General features: G+C 44.5%; 21 protein-coding genes. 11 read left to right on the top strand and 10 right to left on the bottom strand.

Features of this window, described 5'->3' with window-relative positions; genetic code table 11:
- Positions 1–29: 29 nt before the first annotated feature.
- Positions 30–1016, top strand: coding sequence for a homoserine kinase (locus tag ABXT42_RS00160; RefSeq protein ID WP_443628362.1), 987 nt, complete (start codon positions 30–32; stop codon positions 1014–1016).
- 23 nt (positions 1017–1039) lie between these two features.
- Here the strand turns inward: ABXT42_RS00160 and ABXT42_RS00155 are convergent, their stop codons facing one another.
- The gene (locus tag ABXT42_RS00155; protein WP_443628361.1) at positions 1040–1861 is read right to left on the bottom strand and encodes a metal ABC transporter solute-binding protein, Zn/Mn family; all 822 of its coding nucleotides are present in this window, start codon (positions 1859–1861) and stop codon (positions 1040–1042) included.
- A gap of 87 nt (positions 1862–1948) precedes the next feature.
- Here ABXT42_RS00155 and ABXT42_RS00150 point away from each other — a divergent pair, with 87 nt between their 5' ends.
- The 4 genes from ABXT42_RS00150 to ABXT42_RS00135 are packed head-to-tail and all read left to right on the top strand — an operon-like array spanning position 1949 to position 5360.
- Positions 1949–2446, top strand: a complete 498-nt coding sequence (locus ABXT42_RS00150) for a Fur family transcriptional regulator (protein WP_443628360.1) — start codon at positions 1949–1951, stop codon at positions 2444–2446.
- Positions 2443–3222, top strand: coding sequence for a zinc ABC transporter ATP-binding protein ZnuC (znuC, locus tag ABXT42_RS00145; protein WP_443628359.1), 780 nt, complete (start codon positions 2443–2445; stop codon positions 3220–3222). Before ABXT42_RS00150 ends, znuC begins: the two co-directional genes overlap by 4 nt.
- A complete protein-coding gene (gene znuB / locus ABXT42_RS00140) occupies positions 3215–4009 on the top strand; it encodes a zinc ABC transporter permease subunit ZnuB (protein WP_443628358.1) in 795 nt (264 codons plus the stop codon). The genes znuC and znuB overlap by 8 nt, the downstream gene beginning before the upstream one ends.
- A 46-nt stretch (positions 4010–4055) precedes the next feature.
- Complete coding sequence (locus tag ABXT42_RS00135; protein ID WP_443628357.1) at positions 4056–5360, top strand: MATE family efflux transporter; 1305 nt, start codon at positions 4056–4058, stop codon at positions 5358–5360.
- An 8-nt stretch (positions 5361–5368) separates the two neighbouring features.
- Here the strand turns inward: ABXT42_RS00135 and ABXT42_RS00130 are convergent, their stop codons facing one another.
- Positions 5369–5608 (bottom strand): YheV family putative metal-binding protein, encoded by a 240-nt coding sequence (locus tag ABXT42_RS00130; RefSeq protein WP_443628356.1) that lies wholly within the window; start codon positions 5606–5608, stop codon positions 5369–5371.
- Entirely contained in the window at positions 5598–7679 is a 2082-nt protein-coding gene (locus ABXT42_RS00125; protein ID WP_443628355.1) for a M3 family metallopeptidase, read from the bottom strand. The genes ABXT42_RS00130 and ABXT42_RS00125 overlap by 11 nt, the downstream gene beginning before the upstream one ends.
- Before the next feature lie 91 nt (positions 7680–7770).
- Between ABXT42_RS00125 and ABXT42_RS00120 the strand changes: the two genes are divergently transcribed.
- Genes ABXT42_RS00120 through ABXT42_RS00110 form a run of 3 tightly spaced genes read left to right on the top strand, consistent with a single transcriptional unit; the run spans position 7771 to position 9732 of the window.
- Positions 7771–8310, top strand: a complete 540-nt coding sequence (locus ABXT42_RS00120; protein ID WP_443628354.1) for a gamma carbonic anhydrase family protein — start codon at positions 7771–7773, stop codon at positions 8308–8310.
- Positions 8307–8804 carry a xanthine phosphoribosyltransferase gene (gpt, locus tag ABXT42_RS00115; protein ID WP_443628353.1) on the top strand — a complete coding sequence of 166 codons (498 nt, stop codon included), beginning with the start codon at positions 8307–8309 and terminating at the stop codon, positions 8802–8804. Before ABXT42_RS00120 ends, gpt begins: the two co-directional genes overlap by 4 nt.
- Before the next feature lie 28 nt (positions 8805–8832).
- Entirely contained in the window at positions 8833–9732 is a 900-nt protein-coding gene (locus tag ABXT42_RS00110; RefSeq protein ID WP_443628352.1) for a DMT family transporter, read from the top strand.
- A 38-nt stretch (positions 9733–9770) separates the two neighbouring features.
- Here the strand turns inward: ABXT42_RS00110 and ABXT42_RS00105 are convergent, their stop codons facing one another.
- A complete protein-coding gene (locus tag ABXT42_RS00105; RefSeq protein WP_443628351.1) occupies positions 9771–10607 on the bottom strand; it encodes an isocitrate lyase/PEP mutase family protein in 837 nt (278 codons plus the stop codon).
- 56 nt (positions 10608–10663) lie between these two features.
- On the bottom strand, positions 10664–11161 hold the full coding sequence (locus ABXT42_RS00100; RefSeq protein ID WP_443628350.1) for a GNAT family N-acetyltransferase: 498 nt from the start codon (positions 11159–11161) through the stop codon (positions 10664–10666).
- A gap of 123 nt (positions 11162–11284) precedes the next feature.
- On the opposite strand from ABXT42_RS00100, the gene ABXT42_RS00095 reads away from it, so the two are divergent.
- A complete protein-coding gene (locus tag ABXT42_RS00095) occupies positions 11285–12016 on the top strand; it encodes a YebC/PmpR family DNA-binding transcriptional regulator (RefSeq protein WP_443628349.1) in 732 nt (243 codons plus the stop codon).
- A gap of 22 nt (positions 12017–12038) precedes the next feature.
- Here the strand turns inward: ABXT42_RS00095 and ABXT42_RS00090 are convergent, their stop codons facing one another.
- Genes ABXT42_RS00090 through dprA form a run of 5 tightly spaced genes read right to left on the bottom strand, consistent with a single transcriptional unit; the run spans position 12039 to position 16275 of the window.
- Positions 12039–12737, bottom strand: coding sequence for an aspartate/glutamate racemase family protein (locus ABXT42_RS00090; protein ID WP_443628348.1), 699 nt, complete (start codon positions 12735–12737; stop codon positions 12039–12041).
- A 45-nt stretch (positions 12738–12782) separates the two neighbouring features.
- Entirely contained in the window at positions 12783–13622 is an 840-nt protein-coding gene (gene aroE / locus ABXT42_RS00085) for a shikimate dehydrogenase (RefSeq protein WP_443628347.1), read from the bottom strand.
- A 3-nt stretch (positions 13623–13625) separates the two neighbouring features.
- The gene (gene hemF, locus ABXT42_RS00080) at positions 13626–14537 is read right to left on the bottom strand and encodes an oxygen-dependent coproporphyrinogen oxidase (RefSeq protein WP_443628346.1); all 912 of its coding nucleotides are present in this window, start codon (positions 14535–14537) and stop codon (positions 13626–13628) included.
- A 22-nt stretch (positions 14538–14559) separates the two neighbouring features.
- Positions 14560–15126 carry an L-threonylcarbamoyladenylate synthase gene (locus tag ABXT42_RS00075; protein WP_443628345.1) on the bottom strand — a complete coding sequence of 189 codons (567 nt, stop codon included), beginning with the start codon at positions 15124–15126 and terminating at the stop codon, positions 14560–14562.
- Between the two features lie 33 nt (positions 15127–15159).
- Positions 15160–16275 (bottom strand): DNA-processing protein DprA, encoded by a 1116-nt coding sequence (gene dprA / locus ABXT42_RS00070; RefSeq protein ID WP_443628344.1) that lies wholly within the window; start codon positions 16273–16275, stop codon positions 15160–15162.
- A gap of 111 nt (positions 16276–16386) precedes the next feature.
- Between dprA and def the strand changes: the two genes are divergently transcribed.
- Positions 16387–16944 carry a peptide deformylase gene (def, locus tag ABXT42_RS00065; RefSeq protein ID WP_443628343.1) on the top strand — a complete coding sequence of 186 codons (558 nt, stop codon included), beginning with the start codon at positions 16387–16389 and terminating at the stop codon, positions 16942–16944.
- Positions 16941–17906 carry a methionyl-tRNA formyltransferase gene (gene fmt, locus ABXT42_RS00060; protein WP_443628342.1) on the top strand — a complete coding sequence of 322 codons (966 nt, stop codon included), beginning with the start codon at positions 16941–16943 and terminating at the stop codon, positions 17904–17906. The genes def and fmt overlap by 4 nt, the downstream gene beginning before the upstream one ends.
- The last annotated feature ends 2 nt before the right edge of the window (positions 17907–17908 follow it).

Here is a 17908-nt window from a genome sequence, read left to right as displayed (position 1 = left end):
CTCAATTAGCTTTATAAAGTAACCACCTTATGGCCGTATACACCCACCTTAGTAATGCCCAAATTAGCGCTTATCTAGCCCCGTTTAACCTAGGTGCTTTGGTGGATTTTAAGGGCATCAGTGGCGGTATAGAAAATACCAATTATTTTGTCACTACAAAAGTAACAGGGCAGCCACAACAAGACTTTGTACTGACTCTTTTTGAAGATCTAAGCTATGATGATATTCCATATTTCGTTGATTTAACTGATCATTTGGTTGCCAACGACATCACTGTGCCGGCTGCTCTTAGAGATAAAAATGGTACTGCTTTAAACTTATTAGCAGGCAAACCTGCAGTTTTATTTCCTCGTTTTGCAGGCGACCATCTAGCGCGCTCGGAGATTGGGGTAAGTGAGTGTGCCATTATGGGCAAAGAACTAGCGCGTTTGCACTTAGCTGGCCAAAAGTTCGCCACAACCCGCCATAGCCATCGTGGCCAAGCGTGGTGGAGTGAGCTGGGGCCTCGCGCTGCAAAGTGCATTGATGGAGAAGGCGCTACTATGCTGATGATGGCGATTGGGCAATACGAAGCAATGCAGTCCCAGCAGCCAGATTTACCTAAAGGGGTAGTGCATGGCGATTTATTCCACGATAACGCACTCTTTAACCAAGGCCAGTTAAGCGCCACAATAGATCTTTACAATGCCAGCAATGACTACTTATTATTTGATGTGGCTATTACTGTAAATGACTGGTGTATTGCTGCTGATGGCAGTATTGAGCCTGATCTTTACAACGCCTTTTTAGAAGCGTATGCATCGATACGCACCTTTAATGAGGCAGAACACCGCTACTGGAATGCTATGCTAGTTGCTGCCGCTATGCGGTTTTGGTTGTCTCGCCTAGAAACCTTCCATGGCTTAGACGCACATCACCGCGAAGAAGGCGTTACCGTGTTAAAAGATCCTGATGTATTTAGAGATATTTTAAGTCATCGTATGCAACAATTTCAGCTCTTGCCCTCACTACCTTAGTGCCTTTGTGTTAACTGAGTATTCTATAACTCTATGACACGGCCGCAATCTAACATTGCCTGCCCAAGCTTAGCGATATAACTGGTGAGTGAAGTTGAATTGCGGGCTAAAATATCAATTTGAATTCGCTCTACCTCTGGACCTATCACCGCATTGATAAGTTTAGGCTTAGTCTCATGGTCTGTTAAGATACAGGCTACTTTTTGCTCTTTGGCAAGCTTCGCAATAGCCCCCAACGCTTTAGCACCTGGGGGCTGATCGTCTGAGTTAGTGAAACTAGCTAAGTGTTCAAGCCCAAAGTATGACTCGAAGCCATCGATACCATCGTGATACACCAAATAGCCCTGCTTATTTTTTAATAACTGCGATTGATGGCTTTGGATCTGTGTTTTTAAGGCATCCATTTGCTGCTGCCATGCTGAGCTGTCCCATGCTATGCCCATATGCTGGCTCAACGCCAACATACCTTTCAATAAATATTCTGGATTTGTCCATGGGTGCCGCCCATAGCCTAATGGCAAGCCTTCGTGGTTGATAATAAATTGTTTGTTACTGGGGATACGAGACATTACTTTGGCAAGATAAGGTTCAAGCTCAGGCCCAAGCCAAATCACTAACTGGGCTTTTTGGATTCGCATAATGTGACTAGGTTTTAGGCTAAAATCATGAGGCGAACCATTAGCAGGCACAAGAGGTAATAGAGTCTCTTTGGTAATCTCTTTTATGACAAGTGAAAGCGCTTGTGTGCTGGGCAATACAGCCGGCGATGCTGACGCTATAGTGCCCAGGCACGAACATGCAACAAACACGACCGTTTGTATAAGCACGCGAAAAGAAAAAACCATATCAGTCGCCTTTTTTAATTGAGTATTAGGAATTTTTAGGGATGTTATGTTATATTATAACAACTGTCAACTTGCTCGGAACAACACATGCAAGCTACCGCATTTTCACCCCACGACCATAGTCACTGCATAAGCAGCGCCATAGATCATGCTCAAAACCTATGCACTGAGCGTGGCGTAAGGCTCACGCCTGTGCGCCAACGAGTACTTGAGCTAGTATGGCGCAGCCATCAGCCTATTGGAGCCTATGAATTACTGGCAGCATTAGCAAAAGAAGGTTTCAATTCGGCACCACCTACGGTTTACCGCGCTCTTGAGTTTTTAGGTGAGCAAGGCTTACTACATAAATTAGATAGTCTTAACGCCTATGTAGGTTGTTGTAATCCAGATACACCACATCAAGGGCACTTTCTATTATGTGAGGCTTGCAATAAAGCTCAAGAACTAGAAAGCCAATACATTAATTTAGCTTTAAAACTCAGTGCCGATCAGCATGGTTTTGAAATACAGCGCCATACTATCGAGATCATAGGTACCTGTAAAGAGTGCTTGGAAAAACCTAATCTGTTGGAGCCCACCCTATGAATGAGGTGTTACTTAGCGCCAAAGGCTTAGGAGTAAAGCGTAGCAATAGATGGCTTATTAAAGATGTGGATATCTCTCTAGAGGCAGGCCAAATCACTACAGTGATCGGCCCTAACGGCGCAGGTAAATCAACCCTAGTGCGCAGCTTACTAAACTTAATAAAGCCTAGCTGTGGCAATATCGAAGCTGTAAAAGGCTTGCGTATAGGCTACATGCCTCAAAAATTAAAATTAGAAGATACCTTGCCTCTCACAGTAGCAAGATTTTTAGATTTGGGCCATCATAAAATGCACCAGCTTACCCCTGAGCTGTGGCACACTTTGTTGCATGAATGTCGCGCCGAAAAGCTTCTTGATAGGCCCATGCAACAGCTTTCTGGTGGAGAAACACAACGTGTATTACTCCTAAGAGCTGTGCTTAGAAAGCCCCATTTATTGGTATTAGACGAACCCGTTCAGGGTGTCGATGTAACCGGCCAAGTGTCTTTATATAACCTTATTGGCCAGGTGAGAAACATTTTGGGCTGCGGCATCCTTATGGTTTCCCACGACTTGCACCTCGTCATGGCAGCTACAGATCAGGTGATTTGTCTAAACCAGCATATTTGTTGCTCTGGGCATCCTGAGCAAGTAAGCCAGGATCCAGCTTTCACAGATTTATTTGGTCATCAAGGCGCTAGTAATTTAGCCTTATATAACCACCAGCATAACCACCATCACACTAGTCATGGCGAGATCATTGCGGGCGAGCATCACAAGGATTGTAATCATGGCTGATTTTTTATTATGGGCTTGGCTTGGGGGTTTAATGATTGCTGCAATCTCGGGCCCTTTAGGCTCTTTTATGGTGTGGCGAAGAATGGCCTATTTTGGAGACACCCTCGCCCATGCCGCTCTTTTGGGTGTTGCTTTAGGGCTTTTGCTGCACATAAGTATTAGCTTGGCAGTGATTTTGGTGTGTTTGTTATTGGCCCTATTATTGAGCACTTTAATGCACAGACGCATTATTGCAACAGATACTTTGCTGGGAATTTTATCCCACGCAAGTTTATCGCTTGGTTTGGTGAGCCTTAGTATTTTCGATCATGAACCCATTGATTTGATGGGGTTCTTATTTGGAGACTTACTCGCAATAGGACAGCAAGATCTTATGTGGATCGCTTTAGCTTGCTGCGTGGTAATGATTATACTTATATGGATATGGAAGCCCTTATTGTCTATTACGGTCAACGAAGAGTTAGCTCAGGTTGAAGGTATTAATGTAGCGTGGATGCGCACTTTGTTGATGCTGATGGTTGCGGTGGTGATAGCCGTAGCGATGAAAGTAGTGGGAGTTTTATTAATTACCTCACTATTAATTATACCTGCTGCTGCTGCACGTCGATTATCCAATTCACCAGAAACAATGGCCATGCTTGCAAGTTTACTGGGCATGTTATCAGTCACTGGCGGCCTGGCTTTATCCTGGTTTTACGATACACCTGCCGGCCCTTCTGTGGTGTTGATTGCCAGCGCTTTATTCTTTTTGTTGTTTAGTTTTCCACGCTCATTGCGAGCCTTTTGAAATGATTTCAAAAGGCCAAATTAGGTACGCGCCAAAAGCTAAACATATGCGCCAGCTTTGGCTACTTGCTTGGCCGTTAATCATATCTAACATCAGTGTGCCCTTACTAGGCTTGGTAGATGCTGCTGTGATGGGGCATTTAGATCACGCTAGCTATTTAGGCGCAGTGGCCTTGGGTGCTACGTTGTTATCTTTTATTTATTGGGCTTTTGGCTTCTTGCGTATGGGTACAGTAGGCCTTACTGCACAAGCCCACGGTGCTGGTGATCATCAGCGTTTAATGCAGCTATTGCTTATGCCCGGGTTACTTGCTTTAGTCATTGGCTTAGGTATTGTGGCGCTGCAAAGCTGGCTTATTCCTTTGGGTGTGTCACTTATGGGCGCAAGCTTACAAGTGTCTATTTTGGCTGAAGAATACCTTACCATACGCATTTATAGTGCCCCTGCCGTTCTCATCACATACGTCTGTTTAGGTTGGTTGCTGGGTCGTCAAGATAGTCGAAGTCCTTTAATTTTATTGGTAGTAACCAACGTAACTAATATCGGTTTTAACCTGTTGTTTGTAGTTGGTTTTGATATGACTAGCGATGGCGTGGCTTGGGGCAGTTTTTTAGCTGATTATTGCGGTTTAGCATTAGCACTGGTATTGGTGTGGCGTCACCTGATTCGTTTTGATCAAACCATTCATCTAGAATGGCATCTTTTTTCATCTCTAGCTGGGCAGCTAATCCGCCTCAACAGCTATTTATTTGTGCGCACACTAATGCTTCTGTTCGCGTTTGCCTTTATCACTTCACAAAGCGCTCGTATGGGCGATGATGTGTTAGCGGCGAACACGTTACTATTACAATACGTTGCCTTGCTTGCTTACGCTTTGGATGGTTTTGCTTTTGCTATTGAAGCTGCCTGTGGGGAAGCCGTGGGGGCCAAAAAAAGACGGCGGTTTTATCAGCTTTGTAATGCTGCAGCGATTTATTCGGTCTTTGTTGCCATCGCTGCAACGGTGGGATTTTGGTTATTTAGTCATGCCTTTATTAACATGCTCACCACCATCGAAAGTGTGCGAACAATAGCCACCAACAATGCCTTTTGGGTGATGTGGGTGCCAATAATTAGTGTATGGAGCTATTTATTTGATGGCATTTTTGTAGGCACCACCCAAGTTCAAGCCATGTTTTACTCAGTGCTAGCAAGCCTATGCACTCTTTTACCCCTTTGGCATCTGCTGGAGCCGTGGGGGAACCAAGGTTTGTGGTGGGCGTTTTTAGGTTTTTGTGGCGTTAGGGCGATAGTAGCCTTAGCGGGTTACCTTTGGCTAAGCCATAAACAGAGCTGGTTTATCGCCCACTAACACAATCGTTAAAGCAGTTTAAGAATTTGTGGCTCAACTTCTTGCACAGCGCTAGTACTTTTTTCGCTAACCCTAGTGCTCATTTCTTGACGTGTTGCAGCGCTTTGGCCAATACGTTCTTCATGGCCACAGGTAACACAGTCTCTGAGCTGCTCATCTATGTCACCTTCTTCAGGGATATAAATACGCACACTATCTTGTGCACCACACTTAGGGCACACAATGCCTGCAATATATCTAACTTTCATTATTAGCTCCCTGAGTTACTTTATTAGCCAAACCCTTATGGCGCATTAGAGCATGCACATTGGGCTTGCGCCCCATAAACTGGACAAATAAGTCCATTGCATCACGGCTTCCACCTTGGCCTGTGATCTCTTTCCAAAGTGCAGCACCGGTGCTGGGGTTAAATATACCCTCTTCTTCAAAGCGGCTAAAGACATCAGCCGCCAACACTTCGGCCCATAAATAACTGTAGTATCCAGAAGCATAACCCCCTGCAAAAATGTGCGCGAAACCATGTTGAAAACGATTCCATGCTGGTGCTTTTATTACCGAAACCTCTTCTCTAACTTGGTCTAATACCGCTTGCACAGACTGAGGCGCATCTTGGTTGTAGTTCATGTGTAAGCGCAAATCAAACAAGGCAAATTCTAGCTGGCGCATGACAAACATACCTGATTGAAAGTTTTTGGCCGCTAACATTTTTTGTAACATTTCTTCTGGTAAAGTTGCGTTTGTTTGATAATGCTTAGCAAACAAACGCAGTGACTCCTCCTGCCAACACCAATTTTCTAAAAATTGGCTGGGCAGCTCTACAGCATCCCATGCCACACCGTTAATACCGGCAACCCCTGCAACATCAATATTAGTCATCATGTGGTGCAACCCGTGGCCAAATTCATGAAACAAGGTCGTCACTTCACCATGGGTGAGTAAGACGGGTGTATCCCCTACTTGGGGGGCAAAATTACACACTAAATAAGCTACAGGCAGCTGAAGCTGGCCGCTTGCTTTAATCTGACGGTTACGGCACTCATCCATCCACGCGCCACCACGCTTTTGGTCACGCGCAAAGAGATCGAAATAAAAATACCCTATGGCTTTACCTAAGTAAGCTACTTGATAAAAACTAACATCTTCATGCCAAGTACTAACCCCTTGAACTTGTGTCACTTGGATTCCATAAATACGCTTTACTACATCAAAAAGCCCACTTTGCACCTGTGGTAATGCAAAATAAGGCTTTAGCTGTTCTTGAGATAAGTCATAACGCTTTTGACGCAGCTTTTCGCTGTAATAAGCTATATCCCATGCTGCTAATGGCGAAGGGCCACCTTGATCAGTTGCAAACTCTTGTAGCTGCGCCATGTCTATTTGCGCTTGTGGTTTACACGCTTTAGCTAGATCTAATAAAAAATCTTCAACTGCACGTCCAGAATCTGCCATCTTGGTTGCTACAGAATAATCTGAGTAGTGATCAAAGCCCACTAAGCATGCCATTTTGTGTCGTAAGCCCACCAGCTCTTCCATCACCTGAGTATTATCAAACTTCCCTCCATGTGGACCTTGATCTGAGGCTCGAGTGTTGAAGGCTTGGTATATTTCTTGTCGTAGCTGTGTATGCGCAGCAAAGGTCATTACCGCGTGATAACACGAAAAATCTAGCTTCAGTAAATACCCTTCTAAATTCTTAGATTTGGCATTTTCTTTTGCCTGTTTCAAAGCAGAGTCGGGTAGCCCGAGGACGTCGTCACTATCTGTTACGTGTTTACTCCAAGCCTGTGTGGCATCCATAAGATTATTTGAAAAGCGTGTAGAGAGTTCTGCCATTTGTTGTTTTAGTTGACCATACTCTATTTTCTTTTGTGGACTTAAACCCACCCCAGACAGTTGAAAGTCTTTAATTTGGAGCTTAACAAATTGCTGCTGAGGCTGACTTAAATGGCCAAACTCTTGGCTATCTAACAATTCGACAAAAGCCAAATACAAGGCTTTGTTTTGTCCCATTTGTGTAGCATAGGCTGTCAATTTTGGCAGACACTCATCAAAGGCAGCCCTTACATCATCCTTATTGCTCACGCCATGTAAATGACTCAGTGGACCCCAAAGCCGATCAAGCTCATCGCCTAACTGTTCTAATGTGGGCACAAGTTGCTCATAGCTCAAGCTTTTAGTGTTCAGTAGGTTGTCAATTTCGTGTTGGTTATGTGCCAGCTGTTTGTCCAGCTTGGCTGCCAGTTGCGCTGGAGCGATGGAAGAAAAATCTGGCAGTAGCAATACATCTTGTAAATCATTTGTTACACAAAGGGCGGTCATAGCATCTCATCGATTGTTTTGTATCTTAGTGGGGTTATAATAGTGCCTCTTTAGGCAATACCCAACGTTTTGCTGCAAATTAGGAACAACAATGTCAATTCGACCCCTAAAACACGCCACACCAAAGATTGATCCCACTGCATTTGCAGATCAGCAGTGTATTATCATCGGCGACGTTCACATTGGTGCCGATTCATCGATCTGGCCATACAGTGTAGTGCGTGGGGATGTGAATCACATTCGTATTGGCCACTCCACTAGCATACAAGACGGATCCATCTTACATGTCACCCACAAAAGCGCTCACAACCCACAAGGTTACCCGTTGATCATTGGAGATCAAGTGACCGTAGGGCATCGCGCTATTTTACACGGCTGTACCATTGGTGATCGTGTTTTAGTAGGCATGGGCAGCACCGTAATGGACAATGTGGTAGTAGGTAATGATGTTATGATTGCCGCCAACAGTTTAGTAACACCAGGTAAGCAACTTGCCAGTGGCTTTTTGTACGCCGGCAGCCCAGCTCGGCAGAAGCGCCCTCTTACAGAAAAAGAGCTGGCAAGCTTGACCTACATGGCTAATAACTATGTGACCTTAAAAAACCAGTATCTAGCACAGGAAAACCGATGAGCAACCCATATAATAAAGATTACCCTATCTCTTGGGAAGAATTGCACCGCAATGCCCGCGCACTGGCTTGGCGCTTGTTAGATCAAGGCCCATGGAAAGGCATTATTGCGATTACTCGAGGTGGTTTGGTGCCGGCTGCAATTATTGCCCGCGAATTGGACATTCGCTTGATTGACACTATTTGCATTTCTAGTTACGGCCAACTTGAAGCTGGCGTAGAAGCTAGCAAACAAGGGCAGCTCAAGTTACTCAAAGGGTTTGAAGGTGACGGTGATGGTTTTTTGTTAATAGATGACCTAGTAGATACAGGTAAAACCGCTGCTGCGGTTCGTCAAATGGTGCCTAAAGCTACATTCGCTACTGTTTACGCAAAGCCTGCCGGAAAGGCTGAAGTTGACTTGTATATTACCGAAGTAAGCCAAGATACTTGGATTCGTTTCCCGTGGGATATGGCGCAAAGTTTTGCAACCCCCATCGCAGACATTCAATCGTAGAACTGGTGCTTAGCCAAAGGGAATCGGCGTGACACAATTTTTATATTTATCCACGGTGCTTATATGGGGTACCACTTGGATTGCAATTCACTGGCAGCTTGGCGAAGTTGCTGTGCTTGTCTCAGTGTTTTATCGCTTTGCTTTAGCCTCCATTTTAATGATGTTTTTAGTGCTTGTTAGTGGCCGACTACAAGCCACCACCCGACAAGATCATGCATTTATGGTATTGCAGGGCATGTGTTTGTTTTCCTTAAACTTTGTGTGCTTTTATACAGCCGGTTTAGCCATATCCAGTGGTTTACTTTCTGTTATATTTTCCTCTGCTACCTTGTTTAATGCTTTAAACAATCGCATTTTTTGGAAAGAAAGGCCAACCCGCTCAGTGTTTGGAGCAGGAGCGCTAGGAATTATTGGCCTAAGCTTAATGTTTTGGCCAGAGTTAGTAAAAGATGCTGATAAAGGAGTCGACCTAGCCAGCATAGGGTTTGCTTTTCTAGGGACGTTTTTGTTTTCACTGGGCAACATGATTTCAGTAAGGCACAATAAAAAGGGCTTAAAACCTCTTACTGGCAGCGCTTACGCTATGGTTTATGGCGCTGGTTTTTTAGCTATGTTATTGGTTATCACCGCTACCCCATTATCTTGGGATCCACGCCCTCAATACGTTGGCAGCTTATTTTACTTATCCATTATTGGCACAGTAGCTGGGTTCACCGCCTACCTATCACTTATTGGGCGTATCGGTGCTAACAAAGCAGCCTATGCCACCGTTATGTTTCCAGTCGTTGCATTAGCGTTATCTACTGTGTTTGAAGGATACCTATGGAGCCTAAGTAGTGTGACCGGTTTAGTGCTTGTATTGCTAGGCAATGGCCTTATTTTAGGTATAAAGCTACCTTTTATGGGGCCCACAAAAACGTCAGTCTAGCTTGCATTAAGCGCTACTGTTAGCGCGTAATATCAAATTTATTCTTTAACGGATGGTTTAGAAAAAAGCCTGCCCAGCTCCTCGTCTGCAATTTGCTGATCAGCAAACTTAAATGTACCTTTTTCCAACATTTCCTTAGCGGCACTTTTAACAAGTGCAAATGTAGCTCTAGCCAATGAGCCCCCAATGCTAATACGCGTCACCCCTGCATCTTTGAGCTGGGCAAGTGAAATAGGTGTGCCCGATAAACCCATCACTACGTTTATGGGACCATTCACTTCTTTTACCAACTCTTTAATCATGGCTATATTACTGATGCCTGGAACAAACAGGCAATCTGCCCCTGCTTCTTGGTATCGATTTACCCGATTAACTGATTCTGCAAATGCATTCGGGTGACCTGTGAGAAAGCACTCCGCCCTTGCGGTCAGTATAAACGCAGTATTAGAATCAGCTATCGCTGCCTTGGCGCTACGTATACGCTCTACTGCTAAGTCAATGCTATACAGTGGCTTATCTTTGTTGCCAGAGTAGTCCTCAATGCTTGCACCAACCACTCCTGTGGCGACGATTTTTTGCATATTCTCGAACACAGATTCAGGTGTATCTCCATAACCATTTTCTGCATCCATACTGACTGGAATTCTCACCACTTTAGCAATACGGCGCGTTTCAACTAACGCCGTATGAAAGGATAGTCTACCCGCGTAATCAGGCAATGCGTGACTGTATGCGACACCTGCACTAGTTGTCGCGATGGCTTCAAAACCAGCCTCTTCAAGCATGACTGCACTACCTGCATTCCAGGCATTGGCCATGATGAAAGTTTCCCCAAGGGTATGGAGTTGTTTAAATTTGGTCGCTTTATCGATCATCACTGTTCCAAAAATTAGGCCTGCATTTACAACATCAAAAGTGGTTTAAAGAAAAGTCACATCAAGTTAGCATCGAGCCACTTATACATTACCATAGCATCTATGAACCCTTGATTGGGGTGAGCAAAGGCTTTTGGTAAGCGGCCAACCTCACTAAATCCTAACTTCTGCCACAGGGAAATGGCTGAAGTATTACTGGTTGCTACAAAATTAAACTGCATGGCTTTATAACCCATAAGGGTGGCCTGTTTCTGTGAATGCTCACACATCAAGGTGGCTACCCCTGTGCCTCTTGCTGCAGGGGCCACCATATAACCGCAATTGCAAACGTGGTCTCCTGGGCCTGCTTGATTAGTCTTAATAAAATAAGTGCCTACAATCACCCCTTCTATTTCAGCCACATACGTTTTTTTAGGTGAGACTAACCATATTGTTCGAGCTTGGTCTTTGCTAGTTTGGCGAGCATAAGCGTATGTGTCACCGGCTGCCACAATATGCTGAAAGATAGGCCAAATAGCTTCAAAATCATCGCCGGAGGCTTGTCGGATGTTCATGGTGTCGAATCCTAGGCTAAATAGGGCTTGGTTTAGGGTTATTGAAGAAGTTTACACCTGTGGCTTTCGCCAGAACAATTATAAAGGTAAAATTAAAGTGAATTCTTCTACTGGACAGATACCATGGGCAGAGCCTACCAAAACAAAAAGTTAGACATAGCCAAAACATCTGACGCTAAAGCTAAGGTTTATAGCAAGTATGGACGCGAGATTTACGTTTGTGCAAAAGCAGGTGGTGTAGAGCCAGATGGCAATTTAGCGCTTCGCACACTTATTGATAAAGCCAAAAAAGATCAGGTGCCAAGCCATGTGATCGATAAAGCCTTAGAAAAAGCCAAAGGTAGTGGCGGTGAAGACTATTCTACCGCACGTTATGAAGGCTATGGGCCTGGCAGCTCTATGGTGATTGTGGATTGCCTTACAGATAACCCTAATCGCACTTTTGGCGATGTGCGCCTGTGTTTCACTAAGACTAAATGCAAAATTGGCACCTCCGGTAGTGTAGGTCACATGTTTGATCATAGTGCTATTTTTGTATTTGCCGGTGATGACGAAGATGCGGTACTAGAAGCGCTAATGGAAGCCGACGTCGATGTGACTGATGTTGAATGTGAGGATGGTAAGACCACTGTTTTTGCGCCTAACACTGAATATAACAAGGCAAAACAAGCGCTTATTGACACATTGGGTAATGATAAGGGTGAGTTTGACTTTGAAGTCGATGAGATTCAATTCATCCCTCAAAACACTAGCCCTGTCACAGGCGATGATGCGGTTATGTTTGAAACCTTTATGGACATGCTAAACGACCTTGATGACGTTCAGAATATTTATCATAACGCCGAACTTAGCTAAACTTACCTAAGCTCAGGCTATCTCAATCTTTATGTAATGCTGCCGTCACCGCACTTTGAGCGTGAATGGCAGTAGTGTCATAAAGCGTTACAGGGGTGTCTGTGTGCTGCACCAACAATGCAATTTCTGTGCAACCTAAAATAACCGCTTGAGCACCTTGGTCATAAAGACTTTGGATGACATCCACATAATACTGTTTAGATTGTGTATTGATTTGTCCTAGACAAAGTTCTTGGTAAATAATCTCATGAACCTTTTGCTGTTGCTCAACATTAGGGGTGATGACCTCTATGCCAAAGCTTCGTGTGAGCCGCCCTTTGTAAAAATCTTGCTGCATGGTGAATGCTGTGCCAAGCAGGCCCACTTTAGTGATGCCATCTTCTAGTAATTGCACAGCCGTAGCGTCGGCTATGTGCACTAGTGGGATATTCACTGCCGCTTGAACCTCTGCCGCAACTTTATGCATGGTATTAGTGCATATCAATAAAAGCTCAGCACCGCCAGCTTCTACTGCTTGGGCAGCTTTGGCCAAGATTTTGGCAGTTTCTTGCCATTTTCCTTGATGCTGTAGCTGCTCTATTTCATGAAAATCCACACTATATAAGCAAATTTTTGCGCTATGCAACCCTCCTAAGGTTTGTTTCACCCCTTGATTAATAGCGCTGTAATAAAGACTGGTGGATTCCCAACTCATGCCACCTATTAAGCCAATGGTTTTCATAGTTCAATGCTCCAGCATGCTTACTTTACTGCGGCAGTTAAATAGCTAAGATTTCAATTCTCTTCTCAAAGTTAACAACACCTCATCTGTTGGAGGCAATACACCACGCCATAGATTAAAGGATTGGGCCGCTTGCTCCACAAGCATGCCTAAACCGTCATCTGCTTGCTGTGCCCCTTGATTGAGTGCCCATTCATTAAACACTGTAGTTTGGGCACTATACATCATATCGTAGCAGCGACTAGTGTTGGTGATTAAACCTTGTGGTAGTGGCGGTATGTCACCAGCCAAACTGGCAGACGTTCCATTAATAATCCAATCAAAGGGGCCCTTCAGCTGCGCCATAGGGGTAGCTTGTATAGGCCCTGTATCTGTAAATAACGCGGCTAAATCGCAAGCTTTACTATAGGTGCGGTTGGCAATGACCACCTGTGTTGGAAATTGCGCCAAAACAGGTTGTAACACACCTCTGACCGCACCACCTGCGCCTAATATCAAGATGCGCTTAGCCGCTAACTGACCCTTGAGATTATGACAGATATCCCTCACCAACCCCATGCCATCAGTGTTTTCAGCGACTAGCTGTCCTTGGGCATTTAGATACAGGGTATTAGCCGCTTCAGCCTTTTTAGCAGCAGCGCTAAGCACTTGCGCCATAGCAAAGGCACGTTGTTTAAATGGCACAGTAATGTTTAGACCTTTGCCGCCTTTGGCAAAAAAGTCTTTAACTGTCTCTTCAAACTCACCGTCCTTTACTAATTGCGCCTGGTAATTGATGTGTTGATCGGTAGCTTGTGCAAATGCTTTATGGATATTTGGCGATTTGCTTTGATGTATAGGGTTACCAAACACGCGATATTGATCTATGGCAGTATCAGTAGACATAACCTACTCCAACCAATCTTTAGCGGGTAAAAAATCTCGTCCAAGTACTGCTTCTTCTGAGTTTTCATCAATTTGGTAATCATAGCTCCAGCGCACTTCGCTAGGTAATGACATGAGTATAGACTCGGTACGTCCTCCTGTTTGTAACCCAAACAAAGTGCCTCGATCATAAACTAAATTAAATTCCACATAGCGGCCACGGCGGTGTAGCTGAAAATCTCTTTGCCGCTCGCCATAGGGTGTATCCTTGCGGCGCTCAATAATTGGGCCATACGCTTTAAGATAGCTATCTCCTATGCTTTGCATAATGGCGAAGGCGGTTTCAAAATCAGGATCATTAAGATCGTCAAAAAATAACCCCCCAATACCCCGGGCTTCTTCACGATGAGGAATATAAAAATATTCATCGCACCAGTTTTTTAAACGTGGGTATAACGCTTCGCCAAATGGATCACACGCAGCTTTAGCCGTGGCATGCCAATGCTGGCAGTCCTCATGATTGCCATAATATGGGGTTAAGTCATACCCTCCTCCAAACCACCAAACTGGATCTTCACCTTCTTTTTCTGCTACAAAAAACCGCACATTGGCATGGGAAGTAGGTGCGTATGGGTTTCGAGGATGGATCACCAGCGACACGCCCATAGCTTGAAAGCTTCTCCCTGCAAGCTCTGGTCGATGTGCTGTAGCAGATGCAGGCATTGATTCGCCCATAACGTGAGAGAAGTTAACTCCACCTTTCTCGATCACACTACCCCCTGCTAATACTCGGCTAATGCCTCCACCACCTGCTTCGCGCTGCCACTGGTCAGCAATAAATTGAGCACCACCATCAAGTTCTTGTAAGGCATCACATATAGTTTGCTGTAAACCAAGAAGGTATGTTTTTACTGCATTGATATCAACGTTGGACACTCAAAATTCCTTAACTGTTAGTTTATGCTGGGCGAATCACTTGTCCTGAAACTAAATCTTTTACCTGACTGGGTTGCTTACTTTGGCCTAAATCGCCGCTCACCACATAGTCAATCTGACGGTCAAAAGTCTGGGTCACTTGCAGCTGTGTTCTGGCTGGCTCACATCCAGCCAAATTAGCAGAGGTAGAGACTACTAAACCATTAAACTCATCACACAAACCCAAAACAGTGGGATGAGACGAAACCCTTATAGCAACGCTTTGATATTGGCCCTTTATCCACTGAGGCACCCATCCTTTTGGATCTGGTATCAACCACGTGGTTGGCCCTGGCCAAGATAACTTTAACTGTTCAATTTGTAAGCTAGTTAGCTCACCCAGTAAAGGCTCAAATTGACTCCACTGGGACGCTACCAAGATGAGACCTTTGTGCATGGGCCGCTGTTTTAATTTAAGTATTTTCTCCACGGCTGACTCATTCCATGGATCACAGCCTAAGCCCCAAACAGCCTCAGTTGGGTAAGCAATAACGCCTCCCGCGATTAAGGCCTGCGTAGCACACTGTAAATGTAAATTGCTGGGTCGCATAATTTTCCTAAGCCATAATTTCCTAAAAAGTGCCTAAAACACTTTTTCATAACCACTACCTGTGAGACGCACAAGGCCAAGTAACTCTAACTCTACCAATTGAGCAGCAACAACATTATAGGGCTGAGCCAATTGAGTGCACAGTATATCAACTGGTAATGGATCATAGCCAAAAACTCGCATCAATATTTGCAATTCTTGTGTAATATCTGCGTAATCTTCTTTGTTAGGTGATTCTGTAGGCTGATAACGCGCCACTAGCGGCTGTAATTGAGGAGCGAGCTCTGCCAGAATTTGTTGTGGCTGATCTACTAATAAGGCTCCGTTGCGTATCAACTGATGACAACCTTGCGCCTGTATATTATGTACGCTTGAAGGGATAGCAAACACCTCTCGACCTTGTTCTAAGGCTGTTTTAGCAGTAATCAATGAACCACTTCGAAGGGCTGCTTCTACTACTAACACCCCCAAACTTAAGCCACTGATGATACGGTTTCGTTCAGGAAAACGATAAGCTAATGGTTTAGCCATTAGCGGCCAGGGCGACACTAAGAGTCCTGCGCCAGCTAGTATTCGTTGTGCTAATGGCTGATGCTTTGCAGGATATATGTGGCCTAAACCTGAGCCAAGCACCGCAATAGTATCAGCTTGTGCATCTAGAGCTCCTTGATGGCACGCCCCGTCAATACCCAGCGCTAGCCCACTAACAATAGTTAAACCGCTAGCGCCAAGGTTGCCCGCAAAGGTTTTGGCTAAAGCCATGCCATTGGGTGTTGCTTTTCGAGCGCCAACCATCGCTATACTTGGCTCATTTAATAGACTTGAGCGCCCCTGTATCCATAAAAAAGCAGGGGGTTGGTGGATCTCTTTTAGGGCATCGGGGTAATTAATATCATCATACAATAATAACAAAGCGTTATTATTTTCTATCCATTGCAACTGCGAAGCTAGGCTAACCGTGATTTTTTGAGAAGTTATATTAGCTAAATGTTGGCATTGTCTAGGGTTCAAAATAGCGGCTATTGCATCAGACTTTTGGTGCTCTAAAATAGCCGCACCATTACTGTAGCATTGTGCAAGCTTACTACTTTGCTTAAAGGTTAAGTTCAGTTCACTCAGAGCTAGCCAAGCTAAATGATGATCATCCATAATCATTCCATTACTAAAGACAGTTAGTGTTATAATTATAGTTAACAAACTTAATTTTGCGCGCATAAGCCTTAGGTTTATTGCACTAACCCGTAACGAATACAGAATCCCATGGCATTATTACCTATCTTAGAATTTCCAGATCCACGTTTACGCAAGATTGCAGTAGATGTGGTTAACATTAATGACGAGGTTCGAACCCTTGCTAAAGACATGCTAGAAACTATGTACGATGCTCCAGGCATAGGTTTAGCGGCATCACAAGTCAATGTGCATCAGCGCATTATAGTGATTGATGTGAGTGAAGATGGCGACAAGCCGCGCGTACTCATTAACCCTACATGGGAGCCATTAGGCGAAGATAAGCAAAGCTATCAAGAGGGCTGTCTTTCTGTACCTGAATTTTATGACGACATAGAACGTTATAGCCAGATACAGCTGAGTGCATTTGATGAAAATGGCGAAGCCATTTCTGAACAAGCAGAAGGTTTATTTGCGATATGCATTCAACACGAGCTAGATCATCTTAATGGTAAGCTTTTTGTGGATTATCTTTCTCGCCTAAAACGTGAGCGCATTCGTAAAAAGCTTGAAAAGAAGCATCGCGATGACATAAAAGATGCCTTATATGAAGCCCAAGCAAAAGCTAAAATGGACGCCCAAGCGTGAGCCAAAAGGGTTTAAGAATTATCTTTGCGGGCACTCCAGATTTTGCCGCCCAACACTTGCAAGCACTACTTGATAGCCCACACAAAGTGGTTAGTGTTTATAGCCAACCAGACCGTCCTTCTGGTCGTGGCCGCAAACTCACTGCAAGCCCAGTAAAAGCTCTAGCGCTTGAGCATGGTATTGAAGTACAGCAACCATTAAGCCTTAAAGACGCGCACGCGCAAAATACGCTGGCGGCCTATAAAGCTGACATTATGGTGGTAGTAGCTTATGGTTTACTGCTTCCTCAAACCGTTTTAGACACCCCTAACTTAGGGTGTATTAATGTACATGGCTCTTTATTACCCCGTTGGCGAGGTGCTGCTCCCATTCAGCGGGCGATTTTAGCAGGTGATGCCAGCTCTGGCGTTACTGTTATGCAAATGGAAGCTGGTTTGGATACCGGGCCTATGTTGCTTAAATCACAAATTCCTATCAGCGAAATAGATACCAGTGCTAGCTTATACGACACTTTGTCAGTCTTAGGTTGCAGTAGCCTTATTACTGCTTTAGCTGGCCTACAAGATGGTAGCCTGGTGCCACAGGTTCAAAATGATGCTAAGGCAAACTATGCCAATAAGCTCACTAAAGCTGAAGGCGTTATTGATTGGCACCAAAGTGCACAACAAATTAGCCTACAGGTGCGCGGCCTTAACCCATGGCCTGTGGCCTATAGTGACTGGCAAGAGCAGCGTTTACGTATTTGGATGGCTCATGCTGTAGAAACCCATAGCAAACAACCTGCAGGTACGCTAGTTGCAATAGATAAAACTGGCATAGAAGTGGCTTGTGGCTCCTCTCACCTTAAAATCACTCAGTTACAATGGCCTGGTGGAAAAGCCCTAAGCCAAAGTGAACTGATGAACCTAAAACAAAAAATGACCCTAGGCGAAACGTTTACTTGCCTTGCGGTGGAAAAATAGCC

The organism is Candidatus Njordibacter sp. Uisw_002, assembly GCF_047730155.1.
In the GTDB taxonomy this organism is placed as follows: Bacteria; Pseudomonadota; Gammaproteobacteria; order Pseudomonadales; family Balneatricaceae; genus Njordibacter.
The sequence above is the reverse complement of the archived record's forward strand: the minus strand, read 5'-3'. Positions and strand labels throughout refer to the sequence as shown.

What these genes read in the sequence shown, in the direction of transcription:
- ABXT42_RS00160 (WP_443628362.1), top strand. Translation starts at nt 30, where the DNA reads ATGGCCGTATACACCCACCTTAGTAATGCCCAAATTAGCGCTTATCTA.
- ABXT42_RS00155 (WP_443628361.1), bottom strand. Translation starts at nt 1,861, where the DNA reads ATGGTTTTTTCTTTTCGCGTGCTTATACAAACGGTCGTGTTTGTTGCA.
- ABXT42_RS00150 (WP_443628360.1), top strand. Translation starts at nt 1,949, where the DNA reads ATGCAAGCTACCGCATTTTCACCCCACGACCATAGTCACTGCATAAGC.
- znuC (WP_443628359.1), top strand. Translation starts at nt 2,443, where the DNA reads ATGAATGAGGTGTTACTTAGCGCCAAAGGCTTAGGAGTAAAGCGTAGC.
- znuB (WP_443628358.1), top strand. Translation starts at nt 3,215, where the DNA reads ATGGCTGATTTTTTATTATGGGCTTGGCTTGGGGGTTTAATGATTGCT.
- ABXT42_RS00135 (WP_443628357.1), top strand. Translation starts at nt 4,056, where the DNA reads ATGCGCCAGCTTTGGCTACTTGCTTGGCCGTTAATCATATCTAACATC.
- ABXT42_RS00130 (WP_443628356.1), bottom strand. Translation starts at nt 5,608, where the DNA reads ATGAAAGTTAGATATATTGCAGGCATTGTGTGCCCTAAGTGTGGTGCA.
- ABXT42_RS00125 (WP_443628355.1), bottom strand. Translation starts at nt 7,679, where the DNA reads ATGACCGCCCTTTGTGTAACAAATGATTTACAAGATGTATTGCTACTG.
- ABXT42_RS00120 (WP_443628354.1), top strand. Translation starts at nt 7,771, where the DNA reads ATGTCAATTCGACCCCTAAAACACGCCACACCAAAGATTGATCCCACT.
- gpt (WP_443628353.1), top strand. Translation starts at nt 8,307, where the DNA reads ATGAGCAACCCATATAATAAAGATTACCCTATCTCTTGGGAAGAATTG.
- ABXT42_RS00105 (WP_443628351.1), bottom strand. Translation starts at nt 10,607, where the DNA reads ATGATCGATAAAGCGACCAAATTTAAACAACTCCATACCCTTGGGGAA.
- ABXT42_RS00100 (WP_443628350.1), bottom strand. Translation starts at nt 11,161, where the DNA reads ATGAACATCCGACAAGCCTCCGGCGATGATTTTGAAGCTATTTGGCCT.
- ABXT42_RS00095 (WP_443628349.1), top strand. Translation starts at nt 11,285, where the DNA reads ATGGGCAGAGCCTACCAAAACAAAAAGTTAGACATAGCCAAAACATCT.
- ABXT42_RS00090 (WP_443628348.1), bottom strand. Translation starts at nt 12,737, where the DNA reads ATGAAAACCATTGGCTTAATAGGTGGCATGAGTTGGGAATCCACCAGT.
- aroE (WP_443628347.1), bottom strand. Translation starts at nt 13,622, where the DNA reads ATGTCTACTGATACTGCCATAGATCAATATCGCGTGTTTGGTAACCCT.
- ABXT42_RS00075 (WP_443628345.1), bottom strand. Translation starts at nt 15,126, where the DNA reads ATGCGACCCAGCAATTTACATTTACAGTGTGCTACGCAGGCCTTAATC.
- dprA (WP_443628344.1), bottom strand. Translation starts at nt 16,275, where the DNA reads ATGGATGATCATCATTTAGCTTGGCTAGCTCTGAGTGAACTGAACTTA.
- def (WP_443628343.1), top strand. Translation starts at nt 16,387, where the DNA reads ATGGCATTATTACCTATCTTAGAATTTCCAGATCCACGTTTACGCAAG.